This is a genomic window from Bradyrhizobium sp. RDI18 (genome assembly GCF_043203335.1).
In the GTDB taxonomy this organism is placed as follows: domain Bacteria; phylum Pseudomonadota; class Alphaproteobacteria; order Rhizobiales; family Xanthobacteraceae; genus Bradyrhizobium; species Bradyrhizobium retamae.
Window position 1 is genome coordinate 904,091 of record NZ_JBICRN010000008.1, and the last position, 21,880, is coordinate 925,970.

A 21,880-nucleotide genomic window follows, 5' to 3' on the forward strand; every position below is an offset into this window, starting at 1 on the left:
TTTGGCATTTGGTTTTGGCAATTTCGTTCGCTGGGCGTTCATCATCTCAGCTTCCTCGGTTCGGACCAGATGGACAACTCCTGAAAGACCACATCTAGAGCGCCAGCCTGACGTTGCAGATATCGTGCTCCTGGGGGTCCGACTTCACCTCGAAGCCGAGGCTGCGGCACATCGCCAGCATCACCGTGTTTTCGGTCAGCACGTCGCCGGAAATCGCCTTCAATCCTTCGGACTTTGCATACTCGATGATCATCTGCATCAGGGTCCAGCCGAGCCCCCTGCCCTTGAGATCGGATCGGAGCAGGATCGCGTATTCGCCGCTCTCATAGATCGAGTCCGAATGGATCCTGACCACCCCGACCAGTTCTTTGGTCGTCTCGTCGAAGGCGACAAAGGCCATCGCCCGGGCGTAGTCGAGCTGGGTCAGGCGGGCGATGAATTCATGGGAAAATTCCTTCATCGGTGCAAAGAACCGGAGCCGCAGATCCTGCATCGTAACGTGTTTCAGCATCTCGTGGATCGCCGGCTCGTCCTCAGGCCGGATCGGACGGACGAACACGCGCCAGCCGTCCTTGACCTCGATGTGACGCTGCCATTGCGAGGGATAAGGCCGCACGGCGAAATTCGCCGGGCCCGAGCCACGAAACTTTCGTTCCACGCGCCCGATTACAACTCGCGCATCGACCGCCAGCGCGCCCGCCTCATCCGCCAACAGCGGATTGATGTCGAGCCCACGGATATCCGGAATGTCGGCGGCCATCTGCGCCAACTTGACAAGAACCATTGCGACTGCGTCCTGCTTCACCGCCGGCACGTCGCGATAGGCGCGCAACAGCCGCGAGACACGGGTACGTTCGATCAGGCTGCGCGCCAGTTGCAGGTCGAGCGGCGGCAGCGCCAGCGCCTTGTCATTGATAATCTCGACTGCCGTTCCGCCACGGCCGAACACGACGACAGTGCCAAACGTCGGATCGTCGGCGAGGCCGAGAATAAGCTCGCGCGCCTTCGCCCGCACCACCATCGCCTGCACCATCACGCCCGATATGCGCGCCTCCGGCCGAAGCGATCTTGCCCGCGCGAGAATTTCGCTGGTCGCCTTGCGCACCGCATCGGCGCTGGTGAGATTGAGCACCACGCCGCCGACATCGGATTTGTGGACGATGTCGCGCGACATGATCTTGAGCACGACGGTCGCCCCCCGCGCAAAGATCGCATTCGCATGCGTAACCGCCTCTTCGGCATCGGCGGCGGCAAAGGTAGGCACGGCCGCGATATCGTAGGCGTCAAGGAGCCGCTTGACCTCGATCGGATCGAGCCATGAACGGCCGTCGGCCAGCGCCGCAGCAACGATCTGCCGCGCTGCATTGATATCGGGGGCGAATTCGCTCGGCATAGCGGGCGGAACCTGCGCCAGCGCCTCCACCACCTCGCGATGGCGGACCAGGTGCATGAAGCCGCGAACGGCGTCGTCTTCGGTCGGATGGTTCGGAATGCCGGCCCCGCTCAAGAGATCGCCGATCGACGGCTCCGCGCCGACCCAGGCCGCGAGAACGGGCTTCGGCGTCATGCGCTGCCCGGCGCGATATTTCTGCACCACGCCGGTCACGGCCATGGCGATTTCGTCGGCGCGCGCAATCGCCGTCTGCACGTTCATGACCAGCACGGCGTCGTTTTCGGGATCGGCCAGTAACGCTTCGAGCGCTGCGGCATAGCGCGCGGGATCGGCATCGCCGACGATATCGACCGGGTTCGATTTCGACCATGTCGGCGGCAAAACAGCGTCCAGCTTCTCGCGGATCGCCGACGAGAGAGCCGCAGGAATACCGCCGAGTTCGACCAGCCGGTCAATCGCCAGCACGCCGATGCCGCCGCCATTGGTCAGAATCGCAAGCCGCTTTCCGGGCGGCGATTTGACCCGCCCGAGCGTCTCGGCGCAGTCGAACAATTCGCGCAGATCCGATACGCGCAGGATACCGGCGCGCTGGAACGCCGCGTCATAGACGGCATCAGTCCCTGCCAGCGCTCCGGTATGGGTTGCAGCGGCCCGCGCGCCTTGCGCCATGCGGCCTGACTTGACTACCACAACCGGCTTTATTCTGGCGGCGGCGCGTGCGGCCGACATGAACTTGCGGGCATCCTTGATCGCCTCGATGTACAGCAGGATGGCGTGGGTCTTTTCATCCAGCGCGAAGTAATCGAGCAGATCGGCGATATCGACATCGAGCTGGTCACCGATTGAAACAATGCCGGAAAAGCCGACGGCCCGCTGTGCCGCCCAATCCACCATGCCGGCAGCAATGGCGCCGGACTGTGAGATGAGCGCCAAATGGCCCGCGGCCGGCATATGTGCGGAAAAGCTCGCATTGAGACTGACGCCCGGCATCATGATGCCAAGGCAATTCGGGCCGATCAGCCGCATGCCGTATTTTTGTGCGGCCCGCTCTGTTGCCTCCGCCAGCGAGCCCGGACCGTGGCCGAGTCCAGCACTGACAATGACGGCACCGGCCGCGCCGCGCTGACCCGCCTCATCTATCAGGCCGGCGATGGTATGGGCGGGCGCCGTGAGGACAACGAGCTCCGGCGCAAAAGACAATTTTGCGATGCTGTCTGCGGCCGCGACGCCGTCGATCTCGTGATAGCGCAGATTGACGAGGCCGAATTCACCCTTGAACTGGGCGCTGCGAATATTGTTGAGAATGGCACGGCCTACCGAGCCGTGGCGGGGGCTAGCCCCAACCAGCGCGACCGAATGCGGCGAAAGCAAATTTTTCAGACGATAGGTGGACATCGTTCTCCAGTACCGGCAGGTCGCAGCCTACTCGGAGCGGCAAGACGGTAACTTACCGCCGTCGGCAGGGGCGATTTCCGGTGCATGCCACTGGCCAATCAGCTCAAGGAGCGCCCACTGATCAAGTTCGACGTGGCCGCGATCATCCGCTCGGCGTGCCTGAACAGCCGTTCGGAGTCGCGGCGGAAGAAGTCGAGCTGATGCTGGCCGCATTCCTGGCACATCGTCCTGACGTCCCGTACCGAATGCGCGCTAGCCATCTTCGCGACGAACTCAGTGTACAAGTGCATCTCGGTCTGCGTTCGCTCCAGCATCTCGTCGCTGAGAAACAACAGTTCCTCGAACATTATCTTCTGCGCACCAAGCATGAACTCCAGCACGCCCTTGTTTAGCTTGGTGGCTTCCGCTTCTGCGTTTGCGGCTGCTGGAAAGGAACCGGAAGCAGCCCGCTCAGACAGCTCTGACATGACAATCTCCGATTTCTGAATTTCCACCGAAAGCGATACTGACCGGCTTCGGACCGAACAGTTAGGTGCATCAAACTGGCGTTATTGCGACCGCAGTTACCGCGACTCGGAGATGAGACAAGGAACTCACGGAGACGAAAGGTCGCATCCCCGCCCGCATGGATCAGTGCGACCAACTGCGCACGACAATGGGAGCACTGCGAACGATGGCGTCAGCGGGCTCGGGCGTGTTTCAGCTCACGATAGGACCCGATGGCGGCGCCGAGCAGCTCGTCCCTTCGATGGCGATAGCCCGGCGGGCGTACCTTACTCCGCTTACCGTTTTCGGCCTGCGGCGATCGGCCGGCAAGTTCGGCGAAACGCTTGAGATCGCGGAGGTCGCCCAGTGCGCGTTGCATTCGCTTTGCCGGCCGATGGAGGTGATGCAATTCGCCGCGGCTGTGCAGCGCGACGGTTTCCGTGAGCGCTTCCAGCATGTAGCGGAAGCGTTTGACCCTGATCCGCAGCCGGTGACGGCGCGATTCACCCAGCGCCTTCAGGTGACGTCCCTTGCGGATCAACCGTTCGTGCCAACGATTGAGTTCGCGGGCGCAATAGACTTGCAGAGCCTCCGCCTCCTTATTCCGCTTGCACCGCGCCAGCCACCCTCCCTGTCTGCTCCAGTCAGCGATTGCCGAGATCAGGCGGCGCGTCCGAACGGTGCGCAGGCAACGAACCAGGCGGCGGTGATCCCGCGTCTGGCACTGATCGACTTGCTTGATGTTGTGTTCCGCCCAACCGCGGTAACGCTTGCGGCGCGCATATTCGACGAGAACGTCGCTGTCGCGTGCGGCGCCGAGCGAACCATTCAACCAGGCGATTTCCTTTTTCAGGCGCAGCCATTCCGCATCGACCACGATCGGTGCGAAGAACGCCACCGCGGCGCGCAACCGTGTAATCGCGACGCGGATCTGGTGCACCGCCTCGGCATCGCCGGCGCATGCGCTGCTGTGCTGGGCCTTGATAGAAGCGATGCAGTCGAGTGCGATCGTCTGGAATGCGGTTGCACAGTCGAGACCCACCGCAGCGGTGTTGTGCAGGTTGGATGTACTGGTTGGGCGACCGCGCATCGTCAAGGCTCGTCCGGCACCAAAGGCAGGACCGCCCGGGCGTTGCGCAGCGACTGTTCCGGCGTCCCAGAGGCATCGATCATATGCCATTGTACCGCGCCGAGCGCGAAAGTCTCCTGCTTCAGGGCGACACTTCGTGTCGCATCGGACGCATCATCCCTGCGCTGCTCGATCCGCGCCAGCCGCGTCGCGAGATCGGTCGTCAGAAAAAGGCCGACGAACCGCGCATTGTGCGTGGCCGCGAGATTCTCGATTTCCTTCCGTTCTGCCTCCTGCAGATAGGCGGCATCGAGCACTACCGAGCAGCCCTGGGCGAGCACACTCAGCGCAGCGCTCGAAAGCGCGCCATATACTCGGCCCGTCGTTTCGGATCGATAGGCGGACTCCGGCAGAGCGGTAGTTTCGCTGATATCGAACAGGCGCTTGCGGATGACATCCGAGCGCACGATGAGCGCGCCGGGTGGAGGCTCGATCAGGCCTGCGAGTCCGCGAGCCAGCACCGATTTTCCCGTCCCCGACAACCCGCCGATTGCCACCAGTGTCGGCGGCTTGGGCGCAATGAGGCGTCCGGCCAGGTCGAAGTAGCGTTTGGCCTCCTGCCACACTGCATCGCTCTCTCCGGCATGTTCGCTCTTCACGAACAGCACGTGCGCGCGGATCGCCGCCCGCATCGACAAGAACAGCGGCAGCAGGCGCAGCCCGTCGAAGTCTTCATCCGCGGCTGCGGTAACGTAGCGATTGAACACTGCGTTTGCCGCTGCCGCCTGATTGAAGTGGATCAGATCCATCAGCGTAAACGCGAGATCGTAGAGAATGTCCGTCGTGGCAATGACGGGATCGAATTCGATGGCATCGAACAGCAGCGGCCGGCCGTCGACCAACGTAATATTCGCAAGATGCAGGTCGCCATGGCAACGGCGAACGAATCCTTGCTTGGCGCGCTGTCTGAGCAGCGGCTGCAATGTCGTTGCAGAGGCGCGGCTGGCGGCATCGAGTTGACCGATCGCAACGGAATCAAGTCCGTGCACGGTTTCAAACTTTGCGGTATTGCGGTCTATAATGGGTAGAACGGAGGCAAGCCAGCTTTCGCCGTCGTGGCGCGCTGCCCTGTCGTGGGATCGCAGAACCGCATCGGCCACGGCCGTCGCAAGCGACGGATCGATCGTCTTCGATGCAGCGATACGGTCGAGCGACTGCTTCTCATCGAATCGTGTCATTTCGACCGCCCATTCGACCACGGTGCCCGAGCCGCCGATTTCGAGGGCGCCATCGGAATTGCGCGTGATGGGAACAACACGCCGATAGAGCTCGGGAGCGTTGCCGGCGTTGACCCTCAGTTCCTCCTCGCAGGCATTCTTGCGCTTCTCCAATGTCGAATAATCGAGGAACGGCAAGCGCACGGCACGCTTGATCTTCAATGCCCGGTCAGCTCCGAGAAAAACCATGGAGGCGTGGGTATCGATCCGCTTGCCGCCCCCGGCCGCACCGAAACTGGAGCCATCGAGGAAATCGAGCACGTGCTGCTGATTGTCAGCGTCGGCTGCGGCAGCATCTGGGGGTGGTCGCATAGTCATGGCTGCAGCACAGCGGCGCCCGTGATCTGCCCGGCGCGCAGCCTCGAGAGGACTTCATTCGCTTCCTGCAACGGAAATACGCTGGTGTGCGTCTTGATGCCAGCTTGCGCCGCGACCTTGAAAAACTCGATCCCGTCGCCGCGCGTCAGGTTGGCAACCGAAAGCAGCCGCCGCTCCTCCCAGAGCATGCGATAAGGGAAGGAGGGAATGTCCGACATGTGAATGCCGGCGCAGACCACGCGCCCGCCTTTGCGCACAGCTTGCAATGCCAGCGGCACCAGGGAGCCGACCGGCGCGTAGATGATAGCTGCGTCGAGCGGCACCGGGGGCTTCTCCTCCGACCCGCCGGCCCAAGCTGCGCCGAGCGATAGTGCAAGGCGCTGTGCCACGACGTCGCCCGCACGCGTGAACGCGTAGACCGATCGCCCCTGCCAGCGAGCCACCTGCGCGATGATGTGGCCGGCTGCACCAAAGCCGAAAATGCCGAGATGTTCTCCATCGCCCGCCATCACCAGCGAGCGCCAGCCGATCAGGCCCGCGCACAGCAAAGGAGCGACAGCGACGTCGTCGTCGGCGTCGCCGAGTGGAAAGCAATAGCGCGCGTCCGCGACGAGATGCGTGGCAAATCCGCCGTCTCGCGTGTAGCCGGTGAAGAGCGGGCGGTCGCAAAGGTTTTCGCGGCCGCTCCGGCAATAGGGACAGTCGCCGCAGGTATGACCGAGCCAGGGAACGCCGACCCTTTCGCCGATCCTTAGAGACGTCACACCGGGACCAAGAGCTCCCACCCGACCGACCACCTCGTGGCCGGGAACGATTGGATAGGCAATATCGGGCAGTTCTCCATCGACGACGTGCAGGTCGGTCCGGCATACGCCGCAGGCGCCAACCCTGACACGCACTTCGCCGGGCCCAGGCACTGGGTCATCCTCGCGCGGCTCAAACCGCAGTGGCGCGCCGGGCGTTTGCAGGACCATGGCGTGCATTTCGTCCGCTATCCTCACGCAAGCCTGTGCGGTCTATCCGCGACGAGCGGGTCATGCCTGACCCATCAATCGAACCCGCCCGAACTTTCCCTAACATGGCTACGTCGGCAGCACAGTGCCAGCCACGGCGTTCTGCCATTTCTTGAGCGCATGGAACAGGAGATCGCCAAATGCGCGCCCACTCATCAAAATGCGCGCCCATTCATAAAGACCCGCTCCGTCATCACGATCGGACCGGAGTCCACCGTCCTCCTAGCGGCCAATACCTCATCATCATGTCAGCGAATCGGTCGCAAAGATTTGCCTGCGAATCCACCTATCGATTGGACCTCGCCTCCAATTCTCGCACGGCCTTGAAGCCGTGCGAAGCCGCCTGCAGCGCCTCGTCGATATCGGATGCGCGATGTGCCGAGGATAGGAACATGTTGTGCTGGGGATGAAAGAACGCGCCGTGGCGGAGAGCGACCGAACAGAACACCCTAGCCTTGCGTACTTCCGGGTCAGCCTCGAACAGCATCAGCGGCATTTGCGGCGGGCCGCTTTGGCGGATCGCGATGCCGTGCTCGTTCGCCAACGATGCCAATCCCTCGCGCAGCCTCATGCCCATCGCACGAATATGCTCGGGCACATCCGTCTCACGCGCGATCCGCAGCGTCGTTCGCGCTGCCGCCATCGCCACCGTGCCGCACCAGAACGACCCGGTAACGAACACCTTGGTGGCGGCTTCGCGGAAGCGGTCGTTGCCGGTAACGGCGGCCAGCGCGTAGCCGTTGGCGATCGCCTTGCTCCAGGCGCACAGGTCCGGACGCACGCCGAACGCTTCCCAGCTCCCGCTGGTATCGAGACGCAGGCCGGCCCGTATTTCGTCGATGATCAAAGCGGCGTCGGTCGCGTTGCATGCCGCACGCGCGGCTGCGGCGAATTCCTTCGTCGGCAGTTCGAGATCACGCCCCATGTCGTGGCGGAAAGCCGTCACCAGAACCGCAGCGAGATCCTTGCCCGCTTCCTCGACCGCCGCTCGCAGGCTCTGCACATCATTGTACTCGAAGTGCACCAGATGCGCGCGATCCTCGGCGGTCACGCCGGCAACGCTCGGCGAGCACCATGGCAGCGCGCCGTGATAGCTGCCGCGCGCGACGAGCACCTTGCGGCGTCCGGTGCCGGCACGGGCGATCGTCACGCAGCACGTGGTCGCATCGCTGCCGTTCTTCTGAAACATCGCCCAATCGGCATGCGGCAGCATGGCGACGAGATCCTCGGCTAGCTCCACCATGACTTCGCCCGGGCCGTTCAAGCAGTCGCCTTTGGCGGCCTGCTCCTCAGCCGCCGCCTGAACTTCGGGATGCCGGTGGCCAAGCAGGATGGGCCCCCAACTGCACATGAAGTCGATGTATTCGCGCCCGTCGACGTCGCGCACGCGGCAGCCCTCCGCGGAGGCAAAGAACTGCGGATAGCCTTCCGGGAGCCGCGCGGCATTCAGGTGGCCCCACATGCCGCCGGGAACGACCCGCTTGGCCCGCGCCCGCAACATGGCATCCGCTGTCTGCGTTTCGCTCAACAGCGCCGTGTGCTGGGTCATGACGTTCTCTTGTTGTAATTAGCTGAGCAGAACGAGGCCCGGCCGCGTGGCGGGGCGGCGCAGGTGTCACGCTTGCATCAAATCATCGGTCATGACAGGCGACAACATCCCTTTGCACGGCGCGGCCGCAAATGGCGACGGTTCCCGGTGCACAATCAATCTGATCGGGTGGCTTTTGGCTCGCTAAGCCAATAAAAGACGCACTTCCGTCGCACAGTCGCTTGCCAAGTTCGGTTCGGAGCCACGTTGAACGACTATCGTCCCATCGCCGTCGTCGCGCTCGTTGTATTCGCGTCGCTCGCCTTCGCGGGCTCCGCGACGGCGCAAAGCGCGATTGCCGCTAACGTCGCCAAACCGGGATCCCTCCCCGAAATCGCCATTGGGTCTGCGAAGGCGCCGGTGACCATCACCGAATATTCCTCGATGAGCTGCCCGCATTGCGCAGCGTTCAGCCAGAATGTACTTCCGATGCTGCGTTCGAAATATATCGACGCCGGCAAGGTACGCTTCGTGTTTCGCGAATTTCCGCTCGACATCAAAGCTGCCGCAGCCTCGATACTGGCGCGCTGCGCCGGCAAGGGCGATTCCTGAAAAATACCTCAGTGCCGTCGAGACCCTGTTCAAACTGCAGGAACGCCTGATGGCGCAGACCAAGGATACGCTGATCTATGTCGGCAAACTGCATGGAATGAGCGAGCAGGAAGTCGAGACCTGCGAGAAAGATCAGGCGCAATTCGACAAGCTTACCGCCGACCAACAATACGCTTATAGCGAGTTGAAGGTTACCTCGACGCCGACTTTCTTCCTCAACGGCGAGCGGCTGCAAGGCTCGATGTCGTTCGAGGAGCTGGAAGAACGGCTCAAGCCGCTGCTGAAGAAGTAACGCGCGCCGGCCGTCGCAATAACCCCTTGTCCGGCGTCGCGGCCTCGCCGATGATGGCCCCAACAAACATATTGGGGAGAGCGCCATGGCCACGGCTTTGCGGGTCTTGTTGGCAACCGCGTGGTTGCTGTCCGGCGTCCTGGCGTCCTCGGCGCAGAACTATCCAAGCAAGCCGGTGCGCGTTGTGGTCGGTTTCCCGGCGGGCGGACCGACAGATGCCATCGCCCGCATCGTGGCGCAGAAGCTCACCGACCATCTCGGCCAGCAGTTCTTTGTCGAGAACATCGGCGGCGCCGGTGGCAACACCGCAGCCGGCCAGGTCGCGCGCGTGATGCCGGACGGCTACACCATCATGGTGGTCAGCACCGGATTCGTCGTCAACCCCAGCCTCTACGCCAAGGTGCCATACGATCCGATCAAGGATTTCGCGCCGGTGACGCTGGTCGCGGTTTCGCCGAATGTCGTCGTGGTCAACCCGCAGGTGCCGGCCAAAACGTTGCCGGAACTGGTGCAACTCGTCAGGGACAATCCCGGCAAATACAGCTTTGCCGGCCCCGGCGTCGGATCGACGCCGCATCTGGGTGGCGAGCTGTTCCGGCTGGCTTTCAAGCTTGACCTCGTCCACGTCCCGTTCACGGGCGCTGCCCCGGCCATTCAGGCGACCATCGGGGGGCACACGCCGATCGCGTTTACCGCGCTGCCGCCTGCCCTTTCGGCGGTGCAGAGCGGACAATTGCGCGCGCTTGGCGTGGCTTCGACCGAACGGGCAGCAGGCCTGCCTGACGTACCGACCTTCGCCGACCAGGGCATCAAGGATCAGGAGGCCGACACACTCACCGGGATCGTCGCCCCCGCAGGGACGCCGAAAGAAATCGTCGATCTGCTTCATCGCGAGATCGCCAGGATTGTCGCACAGCCGGACGTGACGCAACGCCTCACGACGCTCGGCTTCAAGGCGATCGCGAATACGCCAGATCAGTTCGGCGCGCGCATCAAGCTGGAGATGGACAAGTGGGGCAAGGTGGTACGCGATGCGAAGCTGCGGATCGAGTAATGTGCTTAGACCGTCCCGTTCGACGTCGGCCGATCCGTAGCCGCGTCCACCATCCTGATGAAGGTCAAGCCGATACGATTCTTCTGGATCCATGCTACCCGGCATTCGTGCACGATCGATGGATCCTTTGCCATCACCAGGCGAAAGCGCGGCGGGACGAAGGCCGGATTGTCGACATCGATCGCGGCGCCCTCGCGTGAGATGTTGCGGACTACGCAGCGCATCACGGAGCCACCCGACGAAACATAGGCAGGCTCCTCGATCTCCGTTCGCGGAAATTTTCGTCGCTCTTCCATCCCGTCTGTCCCATCCCGGATCAATTCCGGCTAAATCGGAAGGCTAACGCAAAATCCTAAACAAGTCGGACGCGTGCGCCGAAGCGTTTGCCAGAAGGTCGGAACAGCCGTGGCCAACCCACGGGCGAAATCGTTTCACCAGCCGATGCGATCGTCAGGGCGCCCATTGTGCAGAGCGGCACGAAATTGCCAATCGGTTGCGCAGATGTGCTCCGCGTCGCTATGGACTTGCCGATCGCGGCAATCGCGCGATAGCCTTATCCACTGGTACTGGTACGCGAACGCGACGAACCGGCAGGCTGGCCTTGAATACACCGATCGCAAACTCTGCTGATCTTGCGGGCGATCAGGCCGTGATCGCCCGGGCCGAGGCCATACGGTCTGATGTCGCAGCCGCTTCCGACGACATCGAGGCCGCGCGGCGGCTACCGCCCACACTGCTCGACAAGCTGCACGACGCGCAACTGTTCCGTCTGTTGCTGCCCCGCTCGACCAACGGGATCGAAACCGATCCCGTGACTTTCTTCCACGTCATCGAAACCATTGCCAAGGCCGATGCTTCCACCGCCTGGTGTCTCAGCCAGGCTGGCGGTTGCGCGATGTCGGCGGCCTATCTCGACCTGCCGGTGGCGCAGGCGATCTTTGGCGATCCGCGCGCCGTACTAGCGTGGGGACCCGGGCCCAGGGTTCGCGCGGTCGAATGCGACGGCGGCTACCGGGTGACCGGCGTCTGGTCCTTTGCATCCGGCGGCCGGCATGCGACCTGGCTCGGCGCGCACTGCCCGATCTATGCGGCCGACGGTTCGCCCAGATACGACGCCAATGGAGCCCCGCTCGAGCGCACCATGCTGGTACGCTCCGAAGACGTCGAGTGGACCGACATCTGGAACACCGTGGGCCTGCGCGGTACCGCCAGCGACCAGTTCGCGCTCAACGACTTCTTCGTGCGCGCCGACCATTCGATCACGCGTGAGTTCGACCGGGAATGCCGCGAGCGCGGCCCGCTCTACCGCATGAGCAACCACACCTGTTATCAGGTCGGCTTTGCCGGTGTCGCCTGCGGCATCGCCCGCACTGCCCTCGACAACTTCGTTGATACGATGCGCAACAAGGTGCCGCGTGGCGCGAGGATCTCCTTGCGGGATAATGCCGTGGTCCAGTGCAACCTCGCCCAGGCGGAAGTCAATCTTCGCGCCGCGCGAGGCTACGTGCTGCAATCGATGGCCGATACCTGGAAGGATCTCACCGCGGGCGCCACCATCACGGTCGCGCAGCGAATGAACATGCGCATGGCCTCGACCCATGCCATCCACAAGGCGCGCGAGGCGGTCGACTTCGCCTACAACGCCGCCGGCGCCACCGCGATCTTCGAAAACCATCCGCTGGAGCGGCGGTTCCGCGACATCCATACCGTGACCCAGCAATTGCAGGGCCAGCTCAGGCATTTTGAAACCGTCGGCGCCTGGATGATGGGCGTCGATACGGACCTTAGCTTTGTTTAGGGAGAGCGACCATGGGACTTGGCGGACTGCAGCATTACACATCGAGCCCGCCGATCTCGAGCGCACCAAGGATTTCTATTGCGATGTGCTCGGGCTGGAAAACGGCGATCGCCGCCGCTCGATTTCCCCGGCTATTGGCTCTATTCCGGCGGCACGGCCACGGTGCATCTTGATGGGCACGCGCAAGCCGCGTGAGGGCATCGTCGTTCGCGGCACCGAGAAGAAGTATGAAAATACCGGCCGGCTTGGACCATATCGCCTTTGCCGCCACCGATGTCGACGGCATGCGCAAGCGCCTGCAGTCGAAAGGCGTCAAATTTCGCGAGAGCGTCGTGCCGCGCACCGGCGACATCCAGTTCTTTCTCTACGATCCCGACGGCGTCGGCGTGGAGCTGAACTTTCCGAAAACCTGAGGCCTCGCTCCTGCCGTCCGGATGTCCACGTGATGTTGGGGTGCAACACCGTCCCTCAAACAGTGAAGTTCCCGACAACGCCGCAAGTCAGCCATCAGTAAGGCGCGAGTCCGTCAGGGTTTCATCATCATTGCAATGAGATTGGGAGGGGCCGCGCCGCTGCGGCAGAATAGCCGGGTGCCGTGCCTTTCAACCTACCCCAGGGCACACGTACCCGGCTGTTCGTCCGGCAGAGCCGGCTAGTCGAGCCCGCGCTCGTGGCTCAAATTGACCATTTCCTGAATGAAGATCGCCTTTTGCTTATCGTTCAGGGTGGCAAATAGCGGCTCGGCGGCATCGGCCACGTTGCGCTGATCGACGGCGCGATCATTGAGAAATTGAGCCTCGTTGCGCATCTGCTCGATGATGTCGTCGGGAGGATCGCGTTTGGCGCGCGCAACGCGCAGATTGAGCCGGTCGGCGCCGTTATGACCGAGATAGTGCATCGCACTGTTGAACGCGGCCCAATGCTTCTCCTGCTCGGGCGTGAGATTTAGCTCCTTCTTGATCCGCTCGATGTTGGCGTCGCTGTTGGCGACGATCTGTTCGGCCGTCAGTTGCGGCGCGCCGGTCTGGGTGAGGACGGCCGGCTGCTGCGGTTGTTGCTGCTTTGCGGTCTTCGTCGCTTTGGACCCCTTCGAAGGCTTCGCGGTATCACCTTGCTTGGAAGCTTCGCCTTGCTTGGGAGCCTCGCCTTGTTTGGAATCCTTCGCCGCCGGTGCCTGTCCGCCCTTGTTGTTATTGTTGCCCCCGGTCAGGACGCCGGTGACACCGGTGACCACGCCGACGACGCCGCCGATCGCGCCGCCCAGCACGCCACCGACCGGGCCGGCAGCCTTGTTACCTTCGCGCGCCCCTTGTTGTACGCCCTGCACCAGCCCTTGCGCGTTCGCGGTCGCACATGTGCCAAGCACCAGCACGACTATGGCGCCAAGTACAAAACACCAGCGCGACGGTGTCGGCGCAAGCTGCTGAGGACGTGTCATTGTCGGGTCTCCATGGTCCGATCGAGAAACTTGCCACGCGCAATCGCCAAGGCGCGCGAGAATCCTCTTTGCCTAAACTATCGTCTCCGCCCCAAACTCGTCCACCGCTGCGCCGGACGGTTCCCCGGCAGGAAACAGCTTCCGGGCAAAGGCGTTACATGCGCGTTCGATCGACCGCGGCGCAATTGCACACCCGCTCGAGCGTAAAGTGTGCGGCGCAATATTGCCGCGTCAATTATTGACGATGTCGAGGACACGACATCATTGCTCCCGCGGCCCGGAATTTCCACGCAACGTTAGTTCAATGACGGCCGCCGCTGTGTTTTCTCGACAGATGCAAACAATTCTGGTCTGATCCGATTACAAAATCTCCGCTGGCGGCCGCTTCGATGCGACTCCCCACCAGACGGAGAAGAATAATAAGAAGCAAAATCTGGCTCAGCAAAGAGGAAACGCTATGTCTCGCAGGAAGCTTTCTCGCCGACAATTCGTTGCTGCGACAGCGCTATCATCCGCAGCGCTCATCACCGCGCCCTATGTGCGCGGCGCCCACGCCGCCGGTAAGCTATCGATCGGTTTCTGGGACCACTGGGTTCCCGGCGCCAACAAGGCCTCGACAGATATCGTCAACGCCTGGGCGGAGAAGGAGAAGGTCGAGGTTCAGATCGACTACATCCCGAGCCAGGGCAACAAGAACCTGCTCACCATCGCAGCCGAAGCACAGGCGAAATCCGGCCACGATATTCTCGCGATGCCGACCTGGTGGCCGCATGCGCAGGCCGAGCTGCTGGAACCCATGAACGACGTCATGGAAGGCCTCATCAAGCAGAACGGCGAACCCAACGGTACCGTGAAATATCTCGGCCAGTCCAAGGGCAAATGGCTCGCGGTGCCCGCGAGCGTCGGCAGCCAGATCAAGGGGCCCTGTTCCCGCATCGACCTGATGAAGAAGCATGCCGGCATCGACGTGCAGGCATTGTATCCTGCCGGTGCCGCGCCGAAGGCCGACAGCTGGACCCTGGACACCTTCCTCAAGGCCGCCGAGGCCTGCCAGAAAGGCGGCGTTCCGTTCGGCATCGGACTTGGCGAGACCAGCGACAACGTCGATACGGCCGGCGCAATCTTCCAGTCGTTCGGTGCGGCCCTCGTCGATGAGAAGGGTAACGTCACGGTGAAGACCGACGCGGTGCGCCAGGCACTGGAATTCTACAAGAAACTGATCTCCTTCCTGCCGCCGGACGCCGGCGCCTGGGACGACTCCTCCAACAACAAATGGCTGGTCTCCGGCAGGGGCGCCATGGTCATGAACCCGCCAAGCGCCTGGGCGGTCGCCAAGCGCGACGCACCGCAGGTGGCCGAGCAGTGCTGGACCCACGGCTTCCCGGCCGGTCCGAAGGGCCGCTACGCGCCTTACCTCTCCTATTTCTGGGGCACCTGGTCGTTCTCCAAGAACAAGGAAGCGGCCAAGAGCGTGCTCAGGGCGCTTTCGCAAGCGGATGCGATCGAGAAGATGTGTGTGGCGAGCGGCGGCTACGACCTGCCCTGCTACGAAAAGCTCACCACGCTGAAGGTCTGGCAGGAGGAAGGGCCGCCGAAGGGCACGCTCTACCACTACCCGAATCCGCACAACCACCAGACTCTTTCGATCGCCGCCGCGCCCGCCCCGCCGAAGATCGCGCAGCAGATCTACACGCAGGCGACCCTGACCAAGATGTGCCTGCGTTATCACCAGGGCGAAGCGATGGAAAAGGTGCTCGCCTGGGCCGAAGGCGAGTGCGAAGGCTTCATGCGGAGCTGACGGACGGGGACACCCTGGCGGCCTGCGTGATCGCAGGCCGCCATTTCCCTATCCGCCTTCAATCGTAGGCCCGGCAAAAGCCGACAGAAACGTATCAGGGATGAAAGCACACCATGGCTGACGTCGCATTGCAGCCGAACCGGGGCGCCGCACAAGCCGCGCGCAAGCGCTCCAGCCTGCACAAAATGCTCAGGCGCAAATCGACAGTGGCGTTCCTGATGACGCTGCCGCTGATCCTCCTGATCGCGACTCTCGTGATCTATCCGGCATTCTACGCGCTGCACCTGGCGACCTTGAACAAGTCGATGCAGCGCTTCGTCGCGCTCAGCAATTTCGAATTCCTGTTCAGGCGCGAGACGTTCTGGCTCGTCGTCAAGCAGTCCTGCATCTTCGCGATCACGGCCGTCATCTTCAAGGCGCTGCTGGGCTTTATCATTGCGCATTTCGTTCACAACATTCCGGCCAAGGGCCAGCGCAAATGGCGCGGCATGCTGCTGGTGCCGTGGGTGATTCCGCCGGCGATGAGCACGCTCGCTTGGCTGTGGCTGTTCGATCCCTCCTACAGCGCTTTCAACTACACGCTCTCGTTCTTCGGAATCGGGCCGATCCCATGGACCGGCGATGCCATGTGGGCGCGCTTCTCGGTCATTCTCGTCAACATCTGGGTCGGCGCGCCGTTCTTCATGATCATGTATCTGGCGGCGCTGAAATCCGTGCCGGAACAGCTTTACGAGGCCGCTGCCATCGACGGCGCCAATTGGTGGCAACGCATCTGGTACGTCACGCTGCCGATGATGCGAAACATCATCGCGATTACGACGCTGTTCTCGCTGATCGTGACGTTCGCCAATTTTGACATCGTACGCATCCTGACCGCGGGCGGCCCGCTCGATCACACCCATATCTTCGCGACGTGGGCGTTCCGCATCGGAATCGAGGGCAGCGATATACCGCTGGGCGCCAGCGTCTCCCTCTTCATGGTGCCGATCCTGGCGATCGCAGCGATTTTCATCCTGCGCGACATCAACAAACGCGGGAACGAAGCCTGATGACCACGGTAACAATCGACAAGGCCGCGCCGACCCGCAAGGTCAAGTACGGCAGCATGAGCCGCGACCGGGCCTGGGCGCTGCGCTGGTCGTATTTCTTTCTGGTGATCTTCGCGATCTTCTCACTGACGCCGCCGATCTACATGCTCATCACGTCATTGAAGAGCAGCGCGGAGATTTCGGCGGCGACCAATCCGTGGTGGGTGTTCCACCCAACGCTCGAGAACTATGTCGGTCTGCTGACCTCGAACCAGTTTCTGCGCTTCTTCTGGAACTCGGCGATCGTCTCCATCTTCGTCGTCACCATCACCATGCTGATATCGGTGCCGGCGGCTTTCGCCCTGGCGCGAATGCGGTTCTGGGGTTCGGCAACGCTCGCGACGGGCGTGTTCCTGACCTATCTCATTCCCGAGACACTGCTCTTCATTCCGCTTTTCAAGATGTTCGCGGTGATCGGCGACTGGACCGGCATCCAGCTCATCAACAGATGGTACGTGCTGCTGATTCTCTATCCGACGCTCACGGTGCCGTTCTGCACGTGGATCATGATTGGCTACTTCGCGTCGATCCCGAAGGAGCTGGATGAAGCGGCCGTGATCGACGGCGCCTCATGGATCCAGACGCTGACGCGGATATTCATTCCGGTTGCCTTTCCCGGCATCATCGCGGCGACCATCTTTGCCTTCACTGTCTCCTGGGCGCAATTCCTCTATCCGCTGGTGTTCACGACGTCGACCGATCAACTTGTGATGCCGGTTGGGATCATCACCACGCTGATCAAGGGTGACGTGTTCAACTGGGGGCAGATCATGACCGGCGCCCTGCTCGGCGCAGCGCCGCCGCTCATCATCTACGCATTCCTGATGGACTATTACATTGCCGGCCTGACCGCCGGTGCGACAAAGGGTTGATCTCATGGCTGACGTGACGCTGCGTAAGGTTGTGAAGCGCTATGACGAGGTCGAGGCGGTGCGCGGCATCGACCTCGACATTGCGGACCATGAGTTCGTGGTGCTGGTCGGACCATCGGGCTGCGGAAAGTCGACAACGCTGCGGATGATCGCCGGCCTGGAAGATATCTCCGACGGCGACATCATGATCGGCGGCGACATCGTCAACGACGTGCCGCCGAAGGATCGCGATATCGCGATGGTGTTTCAGAACTACGCGCTCTACCCGCACATGACGGTTGCGGAGAACATGTCGTTCGGATTGCGGCTGAAGCGCTACCCGAAGGCCGAGATCAAGAGCCGTATCGACGAGGCCGCGCGCATGCTCGACATCGTCGAGCTGGTCGACCGCAAGCCGAAGCAATTGTCCGGCGGTCAGCGCCAGCGCGTCGCCATGGGCCGCGCCATCGTGCGTAACCCAAAGGTGTTTCTGTTCGACGAGCCGTTGTCCAACCTCGACGCCAAGCTGCGCGTGCAGATGCGGATCGAGATCAAGAAGGTGCACCAGAAGGTTCGCACCACGACGGTCTACGTGACCCACGACCAGGTGGAGGCCATGACGCTGGCCGACCGAGTGGTGGTGATGAACCATGGCCGGATCGAGCAGATCGGCACGCCGAACGAGCTCTATCACAAGCCGGCGACGAAATTCGTCGCCAGCTTCATCGGTTCGCCGGCGATGAATTTCATCCCGTGCCGGTTGGAGGATCTCGCCGGCAAGTTGCACATCCGGTTGACCGACCGGATCGCCTTCCCGCTGCCGCCGGCCCGCGCCGCCCGATATCAGGGCATTCCGCGCACCGACAAATTGCTGCTGGGGCTGCGGCCCGAGCATATCACCGAGGCTCGGCCGCATCTTGCACCCGGCGTGGAGGCCTTCGACACCGTGCTCGACGTCACCGAGCCGATGGGAATGGAAACGCTGATTTATTTTACGCTGGAAGGCTCGCAGGTCTGCGGCCGGGTCAATCCCAATGCCGGCGCGCAGGACGGCGCGCCCCTCCGATTGGCTGTGGACCTCAACAATATGCACCTGCTAAACGAGGTGACCGGCGTCGTCCTTTGACGGCGCAATTGCGTGATCTAAGGGCAGGAAATGACTACCAACAAGAAGAAAATCTTCATTACGGAATCGATGTCGCAGCAGGGAAGAGCGCTGCTTCACGCGCGAGACGACATCGAACTCGTCGAATTTCCCAACATGATTTCGCAGAAGGATTTCGAAGCCAAGCTGAAGGAGCATGCGCCGGTGCACGGTGTCGCCCTTGGCGCCACCCGCTTCGGCGAGCCCGAGTTGGAAGCCTCGAAAGACATGCTGGTGGTGACGCGGATCGGTGTCGGATTCGACGCCGTCGACGTCCCCGCGCTGAGCCGCCGCAAGGTGCCGCTGATGGTGGCGGGCACCGCCAATTCGCCATCGGTTGCCGAACACGCGCTGTTCATGATGCTCACGCTCGCCAAGCGCGCAACGGAAATGCATTCGCTGGTCAGGGACGACAAATGGGCTGATAGGCTCGGGATGCTGCCCTACGACCTGTTCGGCAAGACCGTCCTGATCGTCGGTTTCGGGCGCATCGGCACGCGCACGGCCAAGCGCTGCCTCGCGATGGAAATGAACGTCCTGGTTTTCGACCCCTATAAGCACCCCGCCGACATCAAGGCCGCCGGTTGCGAACCGATCGCCGACCTCAACGCGGCACTGCCGCGCGCCGACTTCGTCAGCATCCATTGCCCCAAGAACCCGGAGACGGTCGGCATGTTCAATGCCGACAGGCTGAACCGAATGCAGCCGTCAGCCTATCTGATCAACACGGCGCGCGGCGGAATCGTCGACGAGGCCGCGCTGCACGACGCGCTGGTGTCCGGCAAGCTTGCCGGCGCGGGCCTCGACGTTTTCGAGCAGGAGCCGCCGCCGGCCGGTCAGCCGTTACTCGCCCTGCCGAACGTCATCATGGCGCCGCATGTCGCCGGCGTCACGGTGGAAGCCGTGGACCGGATGAGCGAGCAGACCGCCCGCAACATTCTGAGCGTATTGGACGGCGATCCCTTGCGCCAGAACGTGATTAATCAGGAAGTGCTCGGCTAAGATCGTCCGCAGTAAATGGCCCCAGGGATGGCCGGTCTATCGGCCGGCCGGCCGGCAAGCGAGGTGTGTGCATGGCCTTCAAGGAATACGGCGATTACGACGCGGTCGGCCTTGCCGAACTGGTTCGGAAGAAGGAGGTCTCGGCCAAGGAATTGCTCGACGAGGCCATCGCTCGCACGGCAAAGGTCGATCCGCAGATCAACGCGGTGGTCGTCAAGCATTACGAGTATGCCGAGCGTCAGATCGAACACGGCCTGCCCGACGGTCCCTTTACCGGCGTGCCATTTCTGCTGAAGGACCTCGACCTCCTGGAAGGCACGCGCACGACCTCAGGCGCCACGGTCCTGAAGGATTTCGTGGCTGACCATACCGGGACGCTGGCGCGGCGTTTCCTCGAAACCGGCGTATCCATCTTCGGCAAGAGCTCCAGTCCCGAATTCGGCTTGATGCCGACGACGGAGTCGCGCCTGTTCGGGCCGACCCGCAATCCCTGGAATCTGGAGCATTCTTCCGGCGGATCGTCCGGCGGCGCCGCGGCGGCGGTTGCCGCTCGCATCCTGCCCGTCGCGCACGCCAGCGATGGCGGCGGCTCGATCCGCATCCCCGCCTCCGCTTCCGGCGTGTTCGGCCTGAAGCCGACCCGGGCGCGCAATCCGCTCGGTCCTGATCGCGGCGAAGGCTGGGCCGGATTTTCCTGCGGCCATGTCGTGAGCATCAGCGTGCGCGATAGCGCGGTGATGATGGACGCGATCCACGGTCCGGAGCCGTCGAGCCCCTATGTCGCGCCGCCGCCGGAGCGGCCGTTTTCGCAGGAAGTCGGCCGCGACCCAGGCAAGCTCCGTATCTCGTTCACCGATAAATCGCCGTATGGCGATGCCATCGATCCGGAAATCGCGGCAGCCGTGCGTGAGATCGCAAGCCTTCTGGCGGGGCTCGGCCATCACGTCGAGGAACGGGCGCCGGCGCTTGCCGCCGATCCAGCCGCGGTCATGACCACCATCGTCGGCGGAAACACCGCACTGACGGTTCGTTTGATCGAGCAGCGGCTCGGGCGAGAGATGACGGATAATGATCTCGAGATATTGACGCTGGCGCATTCGCGCAACGCAACGAGGACCTCGGCGACCGACTATGTGGCGGCCCAGCTCGCCGCCTTCCAGATTTCCCGCTCACTGGCGACCTTCTTCGAGAGCTGCGACGTCTTCCTGTGCCCGACGTTATGCGCGCCGCCGCTGCGCATCGGCGAACTCAACACCATGTCAAACGACCTGTCGCACATTGCTCCGATCCTGCGCCGCTACATGCCCGGCACCTCCATGTTCAACATGTCCGGGCAGCCGGCGATGTCGGTGCCACTGACCTGGAGCAAGGCCGCATTGCCGCTTGGCATGATGTTTTCGGCCAGGTTCGGCGACGAGGCCACTCTGTTCCGGCTAGCCGGCCAGCTCGAACAGGTCCGGCCCTGGAAGAACAAATTACCGCCAGTGCGCGCTTAACTACGCCCCAAAAAGCCACGGATTGACAAAGCCTGGCTTTATTCGGAAGCAAGGAAAGGGCCGTGGGCGGCGACGGATACTGATTCCGCAAACGGGCTCGATCCGGAGGCTGAATCGTGACCCAAAGCGACCCGACCGACAACGCCCTGGCGACCATCGCCAGCATCCTTGACCCGCCGGCAAGCCGTCGCGAACCCGAAAACCCCGCGGCTGCGGAGCGGATGCCCGTGGCCCCTCCGCCCATCCCCACGCCGCCTCCGCCCATCGAGGCTCATGGTTACTGCAAGTTCGGACCCGGTCCGATGATCGCGATCCGTTTCAAATGGACGGTCCGCCTCGACAATGGCGAGTATTATGTCGACGAGACCATCGGAGAGAATTCCACGCCGATCGTCACCGGGCCGATGTCGAGAGAATCCGCGATCCAGATGGTGGACGATCGCGAAAGCGACGCGCGCCGACGCTTCGAGCAATTCAAGAGCGAGATGACCGGGCGTAACACCGCGGCGAATCTGGCCCGCAAGGACAACGGCGAGGCGTAACTTCCGCTATTGTTGACGGCTATCTCGGCGGCCCCAGGAAATCCTTCTTGGCCAGATCGACACCGGCATGGCGCAGGATGAGTATCATCTAATTAATGCCGCTCGGCTCGATTGATTCTCGGTTGGACGAACGTGTTTTCTGAGGAAATTGACCGTCCATTGGGCGCAATTTAGACTGCCGCGGTCGAATTGAACCAAAGCGGCTAGTACACGACTTATAGTTTGAAAGTGATCTGGATCACGTTGAGTGAAGCTGCCGCTGCGTAGTAGCTGCGGGAATCCGGAT

18 protein-coding genes and 1 pseudogene are annotated in these 21,880 nt (G+C 62.5%); 11 read left to right on the top strand and 8 right to left on the bottom strand.

The window, feature by feature from the left end:
* Nucleotides 1-94: 94 nt before the first annotated feature.
* The 6 genes from ACFXS9_RS13120 to ACFXS9_RS13145 form a co-directional block, all read right to left on the bottom strand.
* Entirely contained in the window at nt 95-2,788 is a 2,694-nt protein-coding gene (locus ACFXS9_RS13120; RefSeq protein ID WP_392689439.1) for a bifunctional acetate--CoA ligase family protein/GNAT family N-acetyltransferase, read from the bottom strand.
* 98 nt (nt 2,789-2,886) lie between these two features.
* Nucleotides 2,887-3,255: a hypothetical protein gene (locus tag ACFXS9_RS13125; RefSeq protein WP_392689441.1), complete on the bottom strand. Its 369-nt coding sequence runs from the start codon at nt 3,253-3,255 to the stop codon at nt 2,887-2,889.
* Nucleotides 3,256-3,467: 212 nt separating this feature from the next.
* On the bottom strand, nt 3,468-4,364 hold the full coding sequence (locus ACFXS9_RS13130; protein ID WP_392689443.1) for a CHAD domain-containing protein: 897 nt from the start codon (nt 4,362-4,364) through the stop codon (nt 3,468-3,470).
* Between the two features lie 2 nt (nt 4,365-4,366).
* Entirely contained in the window at nt 4,367-5,938 is a 1,572-nt protein-coding gene (locus ACFXS9_RS13135) for an AAA family ATPase (protein ID WP_392689445.1), read from the bottom strand.
* Entirely contained in the window at nt 5,935-6,921 is a 987-nt protein-coding gene (locus tag ACFXS9_RS13140; RefSeq protein ID WP_392689447.1) for a zinc-dependent alcohol dehydrogenase family protein, read from the bottom strand. Before ACFXS9_RS13140 ends, ACFXS9_RS13135 begins: the two co-directional genes overlap by 4 nt.
* A gap of 316 nt (nt 6,922-7,237) precedes the next feature.
* Nucleotides 7,238-8,500, bottom strand: a complete 1,263-nt coding sequence (locus ACFXS9_RS13145) for an aminotransferase class III-fold pyridoxal phosphate-dependent enzyme (protein ID WP_392689449.1) — start codon at nt 8,498-8,500, stop codon at nt 7,238-7,240.
* 246 nt (nt 8,501-8,746) lie between these two features.
* Between ACFXS9_RS13145 and ACFXS9_RS13150 the strand changes: the two are divergent.
* Together ACFXS9_RS13150 and ACFXS9_RS13155 are read left to right on the top strand one after the other, a co-directional pair.
* A pseudogene (locus ACFXS9_RS13150) lies at nt 8,747-9,383 on the top strand (DsbA family protein).
* Nucleotides 9,384-9,468: 85 nt separating this feature from the next.
* On the top strand, nt 9,469-10,437 hold the full coding sequence (locus ACFXS9_RS13155; protein WP_392689451.1) for a Bug family tripartite tricarboxylate transporter substrate binding protein: 969 nt from the start codon (nt 9,469-9,471) through the stop codon (nt 10,435-10,437).
* Nucleotides 10,438-10,442: 5 nt separating this feature from the next.
* Here ACFXS9_RS13155 and ACFXS9_RS13160 read toward each other — a convergent pair whose 3' ends face one another.
* Nucleotides 10,443-10,733 (bottom strand): PilZ domain-containing protein, encoded by a 291-nt coding sequence (locus tag ACFXS9_RS13160; RefSeq protein ID WP_392689453.1) that lies wholly within the window; start codon nt 10,731-10,733, stop codon nt 10,443-10,445.
* Between the two features lie 305 nt (nt 10,734-11,038).
* Here ACFXS9_RS13160 and ACFXS9_RS13165 point away from each other — a divergent pair, with 305 nt between their 5' ends.
* Nucleotides 11,039-12,235 (top strand): acyl-CoA dehydrogenase family protein, encoded by a 1,197-nt coding sequence (locus tag ACFXS9_RS13165; protein WP_392689455.1) that lies wholly within the window; start codon nt 11,039-11,041, stop codon nt 12,233-12,235.
* 191 nt (nt 12,236-12,426) lie between these two features.
* Nucleotides 12,427-12,648: a VOC family protein gene (locus tag ACFXS9_RS13170; protein ID WP_392689457.1), complete on the top strand. Its 222-nt coding sequence runs from the start codon at nt 12,427-12,429 to the stop codon at nt 12,646-12,648.
* A gap of 239 nt (nt 12,649-12,887) precedes the next feature.
* On the opposite strand, the gene ACFXS9_RS13175 is transcribed toward ACFXS9_RS13170, so the two are convergent.
* Complete coding sequence (locus ACFXS9_RS13175; RefSeq protein ID WP_392689459.1) at nt 12,888-13,673, bottom strand: Spy/CpxP family protein refolding chaperone; 786 nt, start codon at nt 13,671-13,673, stop codon at nt 12,888-12,890.
* Nucleotides 13,674-14,130: 457 nt separating this feature from the next.
* Between ACFXS9_RS13175 and ACFXS9_RS13180 the strand changes: the two genes are divergently transcribed.
* From ACFXS9_RS13180 to ACFXS9_RS13210, 7 genes are all read left to right on the top strand, one after another.
* On the top strand, nt 14,131-15,471 hold the full coding sequence (locus ACFXS9_RS13180) for an ABC transporter substrate-binding protein (RefSeq protein WP_392689461.1): 1,341 nt from the start codon (nt 14,131-14,133) through the stop codon (nt 15,469-15,471).
* Between the two features lie 113 nt (nt 15,472-15,584).
* Nucleotides 15,585-16,520: a carbohydrate ABC transporter permease gene (locus tag ACFXS9_RS13185; protein WP_392689463.1), complete on the top strand. Its 936-nt coding sequence runs from the start codon at nt 15,585-15,587 to the stop codon at nt 16,518-16,520.
* Complete coding sequence (locus tag ACFXS9_RS13190) at nt 16,520-17,431, top strand: carbohydrate ABC transporter permease (protein WP_392689465.1); 912 nt, start codon at nt 16,520-16,522, stop codon at nt 17,429-17,431. The genes ACFXS9_RS13185 and ACFXS9_RS13190 overlap by 1 nt, the downstream gene beginning before the upstream one ends.
* A gap of 4 nt (nt 17,432-17,435) precedes the next feature.
* The gene (locus ACFXS9_RS13195; RefSeq protein WP_334362712.1) at nt 17,436-18,536 is read left to right on the top strand and encodes a sn-glycerol-3-phosphate ABC transporter ATP-binding protein UgpC; all 1,101 of its coding nucleotides are present in this window, start codon (nt 17,436-17,438) and stop codon (nt 18,534-18,536) included.
* A gap of 30 nt (nt 18,537-18,566) precedes the next feature.
* Nucleotides 18,567-19,556, top strand: a complete 990-nt coding sequence (locus ACFXS9_RS13200; protein ID WP_392689468.1) for a hydroxyacid dehydrogenase — start codon at nt 18,567-18,569, stop codon at nt 19,554-19,556.
* A 71-nt stretch (nt 19,557-19,627) separates the two neighbouring features.
* A complete protein-coding gene (locus tag ACFXS9_RS13205) occupies nt 19,628-21,052 on the top strand; it encodes an amidase (RefSeq protein ID WP_392689470.1) in 1,425 nt (474 codons plus the stop codon).
* Between the two features lie 116 nt (nt 21,053-21,168).
* On the top strand, nt 21,169-21,594 hold the full coding sequence (locus ACFXS9_RS13210; RefSeq protein ID WP_392689472.1) for a hypothetical protein: 426 nt from the start codon (nt 21,169-21,171) through the stop codon (nt 21,592-21,594).
* Nucleotides 21,595-21,880: the final 286 nt, after the last annotated feature.

What these genes read in the sequence shown, in the direction of transcription:
- ACFXS9_RS13120 (WP_392689439.1), bottom strand. Translation starts at nt 2,788, where the DNA reads ATGTCCACCTATCGTCTGAAAAATTTGCTTTCGCCGCATTCGGTCGCG.
- ACFXS9_RS13125 (WP_392689441.1), bottom strand. Translation starts at nt 3,255, where the DNA reads ATGTCAGAGCTGTCTGAGCGGGCTGCTTCCGGTTCCTTTCCAGCAGCC.
- ACFXS9_RS13130 (WP_392689443.1), bottom strand. Translation starts at nt 4,364, where the DNA reads ATGCGCGGTCGCCCAACCAGTACATCCAACCTGCACAACACCGCTGCG.
- ACFXS9_RS13135 (WP_392689445.1), bottom strand. Translation starts at nt 5,938, where the DNA reads ATGACTATGCGACCACCCCCAGATGCTGCCGCAGCCGACGCTGACAAT.
- ACFXS9_RS13140 (WP_392689447.1), bottom strand. Translation starts at nt 6,921, where the DNA reads ATGCACGCCATGGTCCTGCAAACGCCCGGCGCGCCACTGCGGTTTGAG.
- ACFXS9_RS13145 (WP_392689449.1), bottom strand. Translation starts at nt 8,500, where the DNA reads ATGACCCAGCACACGGCGCTGTTGAGCGAAACGCAGACAGCGGATGCC.
- ACFXS9_RS13155 (WP_392689451.1), top strand. Translation starts at nt 9,469, where the DNA reads ATGGCCACGGCTTTGCGGGTCTTGTTGGCAACCGCGTGGTTGCTGTCC.
- ACFXS9_RS13160 (WP_392689453.1), bottom strand. Translation starts at nt 10,733, where the DNA reads ATGGAAGAGCGACGAAAATTTCCGCGAACGGAGATCGAGGAGCCTGCC.
- ACFXS9_RS13175 (WP_392689459.1), bottom strand. Translation starts at nt 13,673, where the DNA reads ATGACACGTCCTCAGCAGCTTGCGCCGACACCGTCGCGCTGGTGTTTT.
- ACFXS9_RS13180 (WP_392689461.1), top strand. Translation starts at nt 14,131, where the DNA reads ATGTCTCGCAGGAAGCTTTCTCGCCGACAATTCGTTGCTGCGACAGCG.
- ACFXS9_RS13185 (WP_392689463.1), top strand. Translation starts at nt 15,585, where the DNA reads ATGGCTGACGTCGCATTGCAGCCGAACCGGGGCGCCGCACAAGCCGCG.
- ACFXS9_RS13190 (WP_392689465.1), top strand. Translation starts at nt 16,520, where the DNA reads ATGACCACGGTAACAATCGACAAGGCCGCGCCGACCCGCAAGGTCAAG.
- ACFXS9_RS13195 (WP_334362712.1), top strand. Translation starts at nt 17,436, where the DNA reads ATGGCTGACGTGACGCTGCGTAAGGTTGTGAAGCGCTATGACGAGGTC.
- ACFXS9_RS13200 (WP_392689468.1), top strand. Translation starts at nt 18,567, where the DNA reads ATGACTACCAACAAGAAGAAAATCTTCATTACGGAATCGATGTCGCAG.
- ACFXS9_RS13205 (WP_392689470.1), top strand. Translation starts at nt 19,628, where the DNA reads ATGGCCTTCAAGGAATACGGCGATTACGACGCGGTCGGCCTTGCCGAA.